Genomic DNA, 12375 nt, shown 5'->3' on the forward strand with positions numbered 1-12375 from the left:
TGTGGCGAGGGGATTCATCCCCGCTGGGCTGCACAGCAGCCCCAATACAGTTGATTGAATCCAACTGACACATCGCTGTGACTGGTTTGGGGCTGCTACGCAGCCCAGCGGGGATGAATCCCCTCGCCACAGATTTAATTTCAGCTGGACCCTTGAGCAGCTAGGCCAGCGCCGCCTGGGCACCGGCATGTGCGGCCCGGGCCGCGTCCATTCGTGAGCGGATGATCTCGCCCACCCGCTCGATGTGCGGCTCGCGCATCATGGTCAGGTGGTCGCCTTCCACGGCCACCCGCTGCACCTGGGGAGCAATCGTCCGCCAGCCGCGATACGGGTCGTGAAAGGCAGTGCCCACCTGCTCATGGGGCGCCTGCAGCACGTCGGGCAGTTCGACATCCGCGGCGAACAACGTGATCGGCAGGTCCATCGGCGGGAAGCGGTAGTCCAGCAGCGACTGCCAGTTGGCATGGAAGACCTGGAACAATTGCGTCAAGGCGGTCCGGGTGATGTTGTTGTCGAAAATGCCTTGCTCGATACCATGCTGCTTGATCGCATCGAAGGCGTCCGCGTCAGTCATGGAAGAGAAGTCCAGGGCCTGGTAGTCGTATTCCTTCTGGCCGTCGCCGCTGAGCAATTCCCACATGAACCAGTTCATGAACTCGCTGCGTTCTATTCGGACCTCGCCCTGCTTGACGCGCACGATGGTGTCCAGCAGGAACACGTTGTGCAGGCGCCGTCCGCGCCGCCGCAACTCGCTCGCCAGCTCATAGGCCACGATGCCGCCGTAGGACCAGCCGCCGATGTTCAGCGGGCCTTGGGGGGCGACCTGTTCAATGGCGTCCGCGTAGCACACGGCCTGGGCCTGCACCGATTGCAGCGGCTCACGGGCATCCCAGGTCCCTGGCGCTTGCAGCGCATAGAGATGAACCTGATCCTTGAGCGTCCGGGCGAGGGCGGCGTAACACAGCACATGCCCACCGATGGGGTGGACCAGGAACAGCGTCGGCGCCCGGCTGGCATTCTTGAAGTCCACCAGCGCGCCGGTGTCGGAGGGCGCGGCGTCGGTCCGCTGCAGGACCTGGGCGAATTCGGCAATGGTCGGAGCCTGGATGAAGTCGGACAGTGACGGCTCCAGGCCCTGGTGCCGGGTCAGCATGGCAACCAGTTGCACGGCCTTGAGCGAATTGCCGCCGAGCTCGAAGAAGTTGTCGTGCACGCTGATGTCTTCCAGGCCCAGGGCTTCTTGCCAGTAGGCTTGCAACAGGTCTTCCGTGGCGTTCCTGGGCGCGGTGAACGGGCGTAGCAGGGTGGTTTGCACCTCGACCTTCTGCAGTTGTCGGCGGTCGATCTTGCCGGTGGGGCCAAGGGGGATCCGCGCGATGCCGACCAGGGTGTTCGGCACCATGTAGTCGGGCAGCGCCAGGCGCATCTCGGCCTTGAGTTGATCCAGGTCCGGCTCGCGCCCCGGCATGGCCTGGACGAAGCCCACCAGATAACGACTGCCGTCCGCTGCCGCCTTGTCGATGACCGCCACCTGCTGGATGTCGGCACCGAACCGGCTGGAGCCGAGCATGGCCACCTCGATTTCCCCCAGTTCGACGCGATAACCGCGGATCTTCACCTGCGCGTCGCTGCGGCCCTGATAGACGAGGTCACCCGAAGGCAGGTAGAACCCGATGTCGCCGGTTTCATAAAGACGCCGGGTCTTGCCGTCCAACTGGCGATAGATGAAGCGCTCGTCAGTCAGGTCAGGTCGATTCCAGTAGCCGTTCGCAAGGCAGATGCCTTCGATGAACAAGTCTCCCGTGACCCCGACCGGGCAGGCGTTGCCCGTGGCATCCAGGACATGCATGCGAACCCCGTCGATGGCGGTGCCAATCGGCGGCATGCTCGGCCAGGACGCTGCGGCGCCTTCCAGCTTGAGGCAAGTGACCACATGGGCTTCCGTCGGGCCGTAGTGATTTTCCACTCGGCAATCGTCGAGACTGTCCAGCAGGTTGCGGATTTCGGCGGTGATTTTCAGCTGCTCGCCGGCCACGCTGATCTGGCGCAGCGAGGCGGGGCGGAGATCGAGTTGCTGGGCAACTTCCGCCAACCCCTGGAAGGCAACGTAGGGCAGGAACAGCCGATTGATGTCTTGCAGCTGGATAAATTTAAGCAGCCGGATGAAGTCATAGCGCAGCCCTTCGTCGATCATGGCCAGCTCTGCACCGCCGCACAGGGTGGAGAAAATCTCCTGGAACGATACGTCGAACGAAATGGGCGCGTACTGCAGTGTCTTCAACGGTTTGCCGGTGTCCTGCTGGCGGTTCTGCCAGAGCACCAGGTTGGTCAGCGCACGGTGTGGCATGGCCACGCCCTTGGGGCGTCCCGTCGAGCCCGAGGTATAGAGCAGGTAGGCGTTATCTTCGCCTGCAATGCCGGCGGCAATGTGGGCCACCAGCTCATGACTGCGGGCCAGGTCGTCATCGAATCCGGCGGCCACGTCGTTCCAATGACGCTTGACTGTCTGGCCTGCCAGGGTGTTCGCCAGGGTGGCCGACGCATCGGCAAACAGCAGCAGGCTCGGTTGGGAGTCTTCGAGAATCAGCCGGATACGTTCATGGGGGTAGCTCAGGTCAATCGGCACATACGCCGCGCCCGCCTGCACCACGCCGAGCAGGGCAACGATCAGCTCGGGCGAGCGGGGCATCATGATCGCCACCCGATCGCCTTGTCCGATGCCGTGTCGGTGCAACCAACTCACCAGTTGCGCGCAGGTGTCGCTCAGTTGGCGATAGGACAGGTGGGTCTGCTCGAAGCTCACAGCGATTCGTTCGTCGTGGCCCGCCAGGCGGTCCAGCAACAAGGACGACAGATTGTCATGGGGCATTGCCGTGACGGCCGTCGGCATGGCTTGGACGGGGTTGGGCAGCCAGGCCGGTATGCTTGGCGCGGAACCGGGCCCGGCAATCATCAGCTCCAGGGTGCGCAGCAGGTAGTCGGCATAGGCCTCGACCTGGCTGGTGGCGACCCGCGCCGTGCAGTAGTCCATTTTCAGCATCAGTGAGCCGTTGGCGGGATGGCGACCGATGGTGGTCAGCAGGTCATAGTTGCTGGCTTCGGTGGTGTCCCATTCGGTGAGGATTCCCTCGTCCTGCGTCAGCATGTCCTTGAGCACATAGAAGTCGACGTAGTTGAACACCACGTTCAGGGCCACGGCGGTTTCGCGATGGATCAGTGCGAAGGGATAGCGCCGATGGGCGAACACCTGCTGCTCCTGGGCGATCAGCGCGCGGATCACCTCGAGCCAATTGCCGCCCTGGGTGTCGAAACGGATGGGCAGGGTATTGAGGAACAGGCCCAGCACCGAGGCCGCATCTTCGAATTCCGGACGACCGTGGCTGATGACGCCACACAGCACTTCCGTCTGGTTGGACAGAATGGCTTGGGCGAAACCGTGGGCTGCCAGCAGGACCGCGCGCAACGGCAGGTCCTGGACGCGGCAGAACGCCTCGAGCCGCGCCAGGTCCGCCGGGGGCAGTTCCCGCCAGGCCGAGCGGTGCTGAACCGGGTCGGGGGCGACCACGGAGACCCAACTGGTCATGGAGGCGGCCGGTGCATCGCGCAGGTATTCGCTCCAGAAGTGGCGGTGGACGTCGGACGCCATGGCTTCCCGCTCCAGGACGGCGAAGTCGGCGGGTGTCGTGGTCAGGGCGGGCAATACGTCCGTGCCGGGTTCCGAGGTGTATAGCGTGATCAGGTCACGCATGAGGGTAGCGACGCTCCAGCCATCGAGAATCGCATGATGGAAACTCAACACCAGGTCGATTTCCTGGGCCGCGACAAACACGCAGAACTGATACAGCGGCGCCCGTTGCCAGTCTTCGCGGTAGCGCTTGCGCTCCTCTACATAGGCAGCAATCGCCTGGGCCCGGGCTTCAGGGCTCAGTGACACGGCGTCGATGACTTGCACCGGCGGTTCGACGCTTGAATGAATCCGGGCCATCGGGGTTTCGGCATGGCCGATGTCGAACGACATGCGCAATGCCGGGTGACGGCGGATCAACGCGCGGCAGGCCCGGTCCCAGGCGAGCGGATCCCAGCGCAGGCGCAGGCGGTAGCGGAAGATGTCGTGATAGATCGCCGAATCCGGGTGCATCATCGAGTGGTAGATCATCCCGACCTGCAGTTGCGAGGCGGCAAAAACATCCTCGAACTCACCTTCATTGGCCAGGCGGATCGCCTCCGGCACCTGGGCGAACGGGGCGACATGGGCCGAGGGCGCCAGGTCCGCCGGCGCGACGGCCTGCGCCTGCAGGCTCTGGGCCAGTTCGGCGATGGTCGGGTGCTGATAGACCTGTGCCAGCGTCAGGGCGATCCCATGTTCACGGGCCTTGATCTGCAAGTGGATGACTTTCAGGGAGTCGCCACCGAGCATGAAGTAATTGTCGTGGACACCGGGCACGGGGCGTTGCAGATTGTCCGCCCAGAGTTCGGCCAATGCCTGTTCCAGGGCGTTGCGCGGCGCGGTCGCGTCGGTGCTGCCGAAGGATTGTGCGGGTTCCGGCAAGGCCTTGCGGTCGAGCTTGCCGTTGGCGTTCAAGGGCAATTGTTCGAGCTGGATCAGGTGCCGGGGCACCATGTAGTCGGGCACGTGCTGGCGCAAGGTTGCACTCAGGGCCTGGGGTGACAGCACACAGCCGGACTCGCCCACCAGGTAGGCGCTGAGGCAGGCATCGCCTTCGGTTTCCTGGCGTGCAATGACCACGACTTCCTTGACGCCTGCACAAGCCGCCAGGTGCGCTTCGATCTCACCGAGTTCGATACGCAGGCCTCGGATCTTCACCTGGAAATCGTTGCGGCCCAGGTATTCGATGCTGCCGTCGGGCAGCCAGCGACCCAGGTCGCCGGTTTTGTACAGGCGCGCCTGCGGGTCGGCCTGGAACGGGTCGCGGATGAACCGTTCGGCGGTCAGTTGCTCACGGTTCAAATAACCCCGTGCGACCCCTATACCGCCGATGTGAAGCTCACCAGCGATGCCCGGCGGCAACAGTTGCAGGTTGGCGTCGAGGATGTACAGCTGGGTATTGGCGATCGGCCGGCCGATGGGAACGATGCCCGGGTGCACATCGGGTCGGCAATGCCAGGCCGTCACGTCGATGGCCGCCTCGGTGGGGCCATAGAGGTTATGCAACTGCACCCCTGGCAGGCGCTCGAAGAAACGCGTCTGCAAGGCATAGGGCAAGGCTTCGCCACTGCACAGGACTTTTCGCAGGTCTGGCAACGGTTGCGCGGTGACCTGATCGAGGAAGACCTGAAGCATCGATGGTACGAAGTGCAGCAGGGTGATGCCGGCACTCGCCATGATGTCCAGGAGGTAGCGGGGGTCCTGATGCCCGCCGGGAGCGGCGACCACCAGTTGCGCGCCACTGAGCAGCGGCAGGAAAAACTCCCAGACGGACACGTCGAAACTGAACGGGGTTTTTTGCAGGACACGGCTGTGTTCATCGACCTGATAAGCGTCGCGGGCCCAGAGCAATCGGTTCACCACCCCGTCATGCTGGTTCATGACGCCTTTGGGCAGGCCGGTGGAGCCGGAGGTGTAGATCACGTAGGCCAGGTGCCGCGGGGTCAATCCCAGGGCGATGGGGTCCGGGTTGTGCCGCGGTTGGCGGGACAGTTGCTCGAGATCGCTGTCCAGGCAGAGCACTGGCATCGTCACGGCGGGCAGGTTCGTGAGCAACGCGCGCGTGGTTATCAGGGTGCTGGGGGCACTGTCGCTCAACATGTGGCGCAAGCGGTCGGCAGGATAGCCCGGGTCCAGGGGCACGTAGGCGCCGCCCGCCTTGAGAATGCCCAACAGGCCCACCACCATTTCCAGGCTGCGCTCCAGGCAGATGGCGACCCGTGCGTCGGGGCCGATACCGGTTTCGAGCAGGGCGTGGGCCACCTGATTGGCCCGTCGGTTCAGCTCGTCGTAGGTCAGCGTCCGGTCTTCGAAACGTACCGCTGTGGCTTCGGGGCGCGCGGCTACCTGGGTTTCGATCAGTTGATGAAGCAGTACGTCCCTGGGGTAGTCGACAGGGGTGTGGTTCCATTCATTCGCCACCCGGTAGCGCTCAACGGGAGGCATGATGTCGAGGGCCTTGACCGGCACGTCGAAATCATCGACCACACCGTGCAGTGCGGTCATGAAGCGCTGTTGCAAGGCCTCGATCTGCGCCGCGTCGAACCAGGCCTCGTTGTAGATGAAATGCATCCATACGTCGTCGTCCGGCGCGGCTTCGCGAATGTGCATCGCCAGGGGCATCTGTTCGTAGCCATTGCTGAGCTTGACCGGTTGGGCGGGTGCGGAGCCGTACCAGGTGTCCTGGTCTTGCTCGTAGGACACCACCAGGTCGAACAATTGCCGGCGGCCCACGTTCTGCAGGCCCAGCTCACGGTTCAGTTCGCTCAACGGATAACGTTGATGGCGATAGTCCTGCTTGAGTGTCAACGCGATCCTGGCCACCAGCTCACTGAAACTCAGTTCGGTGCCCAGGCTGAGGCGTACCGGGCTCATGCCGACGAACAGGCCGAGGGTGGCCTTGTGTGTGGCGTTGGCACGGTTGAGGACCGGCATGCCGATCACGATTTCATCCCGTTGCGCAATGCGCGCGAAGTAGCTGTAGAGCAGCCCCAGCATGGCATGGAAAACCGTCGCCTGTCCGCAGGCCTTGGCCCGTTCGCCAAGACGATTGTAGAGCGCACGGGGCAAGCGCCAGGCGTGGTTCTGGCTGGGGGCCAGGCGTTGCTCGAATCGACCCGGGTGGCGGGGCGCGAGCAGGGGTTCGGGCACACTGCGGTATTTGTCCAGCCAGTACTGGCGCTGACGCTGGAAGGCAGGTGAGTCCTTGTGGTTCTTCTGTTGCTCGACATACGCCTGGTAGGTCGGCGCCGGCATGGGCGTTTCCGCTGGGTCCAGTGCGGCGGTATACGTTTCGCTGATCGCTCGGCCAATCATGGCGAAGGACCAGCCGTCGATGACCAGGTGGTGGCCGTTGACGAAAAAGTAATGGAGGTCGTCGCGAACCTTGATCAGGTCCGTGCGAAACAGCAATCCGCTGTCAAAGGAAAATGGCGTTTGCAGGTTGACTTGCAGCAGGGCCAGGGCGCTGGCCTGCGGATCGGCTTCTGCCGAAACATCGTGCAACGTCAGCGGTGCGCTGGCCGATTCCAGGAAGCGCTGGCGCGGCAGGGGATGCTCCGCCGAGCCCGGCACCAGTTGAATGCGCAAGGCGTCGTGGCGGCTGACCACGTGGTCGATGGCCTGTTTCAACCTTGCGGCATCGACCGGGCCGTTGATGCAGGCATACCCGCCTATGTTGTACAGCGGGCTGTCGCCGTGCAGCACTTGATCCAGCCAGATGTCCAGCTGCGGGGCGGTAAGCGGGTAGAGTACGTCCATGTTCGTCGTCCTTTTCAAAGCCAGACAGAAAAACGGCTGGCGTTCTTCTGTCGGTGGCTGTTTCATCCATGATTGCGCTGGGCGATGTCGGCCTTAGGCTGCGCGTGACCTGGCAGTCCGGGCGAGCGCCTCGATCTGCAGGGCTGCCGCTTCACTGGCGCTGTCACCGCTCGGAATCAGTGTGCGATAGCGGTCGCAACTGGCGCGTACTTCCTGGCTATTCAAGACCTTGTCCAGCGCCGCGGCCAGCGACTCGGCGGAGGCGGGCGGGAAGACCCGCAAGCCACAGCCCAGGCGCTCCATTCGTGCAGCGTTGTCGAACTGGTCGTGAGCGAATGGCGTGGCGATCTGCGGCACGCCGGCGGCCATGGCCAGGGCCGTGGTCCCGACACCGCCGTGATGCACCAGCGCTGCGCTGTGGGGCAGGATGCGACTCATCGGCACGTAGCGCCGTACCAGGATCCTGCCTTCGCTGGACACTGAAGGATCCACCGGCTGGCTGGTCAGGAACACGCCGCGACGGTTGATCAATTTCAGTGCCTGAACCGCTGCGGTGAAATATTGCTCGCCATTGACCATGGTCGAACCCGGGGTAAACACCACCGGTGAAGCCTCGTTCAGAAAGTCTTCCAGTTCGGCGTCGAGCGGCTGGAGTCCGGACTCATCGAACAACGGGAAGCCGGTCAGGACGGTCTGGGCAGGCCAGTCGTGTTGCACGGGGGCGAACCACTCCGGAAACAGCCCCAGCACCCGATCAGGCGAGGAAATCCATTGGCTGATAATGCGTTTGGTCGGCGCGAGCCCCAGCTCCTGGCGGAAGCTGTTGAGTTCCGGGGCCATGACCCGGTCGAGAAATGCCCGTTCGATCACCCCCAGCAGCAGCCGTTTCACGGGATAGGGCACGAATGCCGGCAGGTTGGTGCCTGGTGGATGGGTCGAGGGCGCGGCGGCCGACCAGAAACCGAACGGCGACACCTGCGCGGTGACCAGCGGGATACCGAGTTTTTCCTGCAGCAGACGCGCGGAGAATGCCCACAAGGACCCCAGCATGACCGTTTCGTCGTCACAGGCCTGTTCCAGCAGCCGGTACTGTTCGCGCAGGGTGCTGGCGATGGTTTTCCAGAGGGTAGGCAGTGACGTGCGCGGATGCCACAGCGCCGGGTCAGCCATGACCTCGTCATATTCCTCACGGGTACCCAATGGCAAGAAGGTGAAACCACAGCGCTCGATCAACGGCGCGAACGCCGCGCTGGCGCAAAACGTGACCCGGTGCCCGCGTGCCACGAGCGTACGCCCGATGCCGACAAATGGATGAACGTCACCGGCTGAGCCGACGGCCGTAATGATCACATGCATAAGGTTCCCTCCAAAGTGATCTTGCGGTTATAGGCCACCCTGATCAGCAGCGATCAGAGACTGTCCGTGGACTCCGTCCACTAAAACGGTTCAGCCTGTCGGGGGGCATTAAGCATTGGCGGGGAGCAAAAGTCTGTGGCGGAAAATGGGGACACTCGACGGTTGGTAGGCGTACAGCCGCGATCCAGTGCGGGAGCGAGCTTGCTCGCGATAGCGGAGTGTCTGTTACGGAAGTGTTGAATGTGCCGCCGTCATCGCGAGCAGGCTCGCTCCCACAGGGTCCGGTGGTGTATGCAAAAGCTGCGTACACCCCAAATCTCCTGTGGGAGCGAGCCTGCTCGCGATAGCGGTAGGTCAGCCAGCGTCCATGCTGACTGACTTGCACAAACCCGATCCTATGACATGGCGCGAGCTTTCAAGGCCTGGGACATCGCCTCGCCCAACCTGGCCACATGAGGGGCCTTGACCACGGTGTTGTGGGTGCCGGGAAGGGCGGTCACGTTCACCTGGTCATTGAGCAACCCGCGCCAGCCCAGGGTCGGGTCGTTGCGTTGCTGTTCGCTCGCGGTGAACAGCGATACCTCGAGCGGGCTCGGTGGGCTGACGTAGGCGCCGATGGCCTGCCGCATCGCATAGGCAACCCCCAGGTGGGTACGCAGCAGGGCGGCGTCGATGTCGTGGGGCAGTTCCTCCGGTAACAGGCCGTGGGTGATGCACAGCGTCAGCATCGCGTCGATGGCCGAGTGCTGTGCCAGTTCTGTCAGTTGTCCGAGCAGGTCGGGGGTGATCTGCGTGGGGAGCCAGGCCATCAGGAACTGCGCTTCGCTTACCGCTTGTGTCGGCACCGGTTCAGGGCGTGCCGACGCATCGATGATGCCAAGGAATTCCACGACCTCACCGCTGGCGAGCAGTTGACGGGCCATTTCATAGGCGATCAGACCTCCGGCCGACCAACCGGCAATCCGGTACGGACCTTGCGGCTGGACCTGACGGATGCCCGCCAGGTAACGCGTGGCCATGGACGGAACGTCCGACAGCGGCGCTTCTCCCGCCACCAGGCCACTGGCGGCCAGGCCATAGACCGGAACCTGGGGATCCAGCGACGGTGCCAGGTCCCGTGCGTATTGCACTTCGCCACCGAGTGGGTGCACCAGGTACAGCGGCCGTTGGGAACCGCTGCGACGGATCGGCACCAGGTTGCTGTTGGCCCCCGGTCGGGCTTGCCCATCGAGGGTCCTGGCGAAACCGGCAATGGTCGGTTCGACGAACAGGTCGCGCACGGCGATGGGCTTGCCAAGTACCTTGCGCAAGCGCGAAGCCATCTGCACCGCCATCAACGAAATACCGCCGAGGCTGAAGAAGTCATCGTGACGGCTGATGCGCTCCTGTTTGAACAGGTCCCGCCAGAGCGCCGCGATGGCGATTTCGGTCTCGCCCCGAGGAGCTTCGTAAGGCAAGGCTGGGGCCGGGCTGTCTTCGGTGCCGGTCGGCGAGGCCACGGCGGTGACCGAGCGCACCAGCGGCGGCGTGTTTTCCAGCAACTGTCCGATGGACTGCCGTGGGTCGGTGACCAGGTTTTCCAGCACCTTGGCGAACAGTCCGGCGATATTCTGCACGGTCTCTCGGTCGAACAGGTCGTTGGCAAATTGCAGGCTGCCGCCGATGCGCTCGCCATTGTCGACCAGTGACAGCGACAGGTCGAACTGGGTGGTGTTGTGCGGGCTTTCCAGGGTTTGCACCGCAAGCCCCGGCAGTTGCAGCGGCGCCGGTGGCGTGTTGTCCAGGCTCAACATCACCTGGAACAACGGGCTGTGGCTCATGCTGCGAGTCGGCTGCAATGCACTGACCACCTGCTCGAAGGGCAGGTCCTGGTGACTGTAGGCCGCCAGTGTCTGGTCCTTGATCCGCGCCAGCAACCCGTCGATACGGCTGTCGCGCCCGGTATCGATCCTCAACGCCAGGGTGTTGGCGAAGAAACCGATCAGCGCCTCCAGCTCCGGCCGCTGACGGTTGGCCACCGGCGTGCCGACCACCACGTCGTGCTGTCCGCTCAGGTGGCTCATCAACACCGACCAGCCGGCCAGCAGCACCATGAACAACGTGGTGCCTTGGGCCTGGCTGAAGGCACGCAGTTCGGCACTGAGGGATGCGGAAAAGGCACAGTCGACGATACCGCCGGCATAGCTCTGTATCGCCGGACGCGGACGATCCAGCGGCAGGTTCAGCAGTGCGGGCGCGCCTTCCAGATGTTGTCGCCAGAAGTCGATCTGCGCCTGCAACGCCGGGCCTTCGAGGGATTTGCGCTGCCAGGCGGCATAGTCCACATATTGCAGCGCCAGCGGTGGCAACGGGTCTTTCTGGCCTTGGGCGAATGCGCTGTAGAGCACGCTCACTTCCCGGGCCAGGACGCTGTTGGACCATCCATCGGAGACGATGTGGTGCAAGGTCATGAACAGCACATGCTCGTCGTCCGCCAGCTGCACCAGGTGGCCGCGCATCAACGGTCCCTGGCCCAGGTCGAACAACTGCGTGGCGTTGAGGTGACCGAGGTGCTCCAGCGTGGCCGTGCGTTCGTCGGCCGGCATCGGGCGCAGGTCCTGTTGCTCCAGCTGGAAGCGGTAGTCGGCCGGGGCGATTTTTTGCACCGGCTCGCCGTCCACCAGCTCGAAACGGGTACGCAGGGTTTCATGGCGCGCCACCAGGCGGTCGAGTGTGGCTTGTAAGGCGGCCTTATCCAGCGAGCCCGTCAGGCGCAGGGCCAGGGGCAAGTGGTAGGCGGCGCCGGCCGCATGGTCCAGGTGATCGAGGAACCAAAGCCGTTGCTGGGAGAAGGACAACGGCAGCCGTCCCGAGCGATTGGCCAGTGGAATCGATGCCGTCTCATTGGGCGACGCGCTGTGGACCAGCGCCGCAAGGCCACGCACCGTCGGTGCGTCGAACAGTTCGCGCAAGGTAATCCGCGCGCCCAGTTTGCGGCGCAGCCTGGACAGCAACTGCACGGCGAGCAGCGAGTGACCGCCCAGTTCGAGGAAGCCGTCGTTACGGCCAACCTGATCCAGGTGCAGCAGGCCTTTCCAGATCTCGGCGATGGCGATCTCGGTGTCACCCAGCGGCGCCTCGTAGGCTTTGCTGGCGAGGGCGTCCTGACCGGGTTCGGGCAGGGCGCGACGGTCGAGCTTGCCGTTGGCGGTGAGGGGCAGGGCGTCCAGGTGCACGAAGGCGCTGGGCACCATGTACTCGGGCAATCCGCTCAATAGCGCACTGCGCAGTTGCTCGGCCGGGACCGGCTCGCCGCAGACATAGGCCACCAGGCGTTTGCTCTCCGCGTCGCCCTGGCTGTCCTCACGGGCGATCACTACGGCTTCGCGAATACCCGGGCAAGCCACCAGGGCGTTCTCGATCTCACCCAACTCGATACGGAAGCCGCGGATCTTCACCTGGAAGTCGTTGCGGCCCAGGTATTCGAGCGTGCCATCGGCCATCCAACGACCGAGGTCGCCGGTCTTGTACAGGCGGGCGTTCGGCTCACTGCTGAACGGATCGGCGATGAAACGCTCGGCGCTCAGCTCCGGCCGATTCAGGTAACCCCGGGC

At 63.9% G+C, this 12375-nt stretch carries 3 protein-coding genes; all 3 read right to left on the reverse strand.

Annotation, left to right across the window (positions count from 1 at the left end; genetic code table 11):
- Nucleotides 1-160: 160 nt before the first annotated feature.
- Entirely contained in the window at nucleotides 161-7426 is a 7266-nt protein-coding gene (locus FGE05_RS22750; protein WP_176563026.1) for a non-ribosomal peptide synthetase, read from the reverse strand.
- Between the two features lie 93 nt (nucleotides 7427-7519).
- Nucleotides 7520-8782, reverse strand: coding sequence for a glycosyltransferase (locus tag FGE05_RS22755; RefSeq protein WP_139648469.1), 1263 nt, complete (start codon nucleotides 8780-8782; stop codon nucleotides 7520-7522).
- 395 nt (nucleotides 8783-9177) lie between these two features.
- Nucleotides 9178-12375: condensation domain-containing protein (locus FGE05_RS22765; RefSeq protein ID WP_139648470.1), on the reverse strand; the 3198-nt coding region annotated here is incomplete at its 5' end.

Source organism: Pseudomonas sp. ICMP22404, assembly GCF_006227205.1.
GTDB lineage: Bacteria > Pseudomonadota > Gammaproteobacteria > Pseudomonadales > Pseudomonadaceae > Aquipseudomonas.

What these genes read in the sequence shown, in the direction of transcription:
- FGE05_RS22750 (WP_176563026.1), bottom strand. Translation starts at nt 7,426, where the DNA reads ATGGACGTACTCTACCCGCTTACCGCCCCGCAGCTGGACATCTGGCTG.
- FGE05_RS22755 (WP_139648469.1), bottom strand. Translation starts at nt 8,782, where the DNA reads ATGCATGTGATCATTACGGCCGTCGGCTCAGCCGGTGACGTTCATCCA.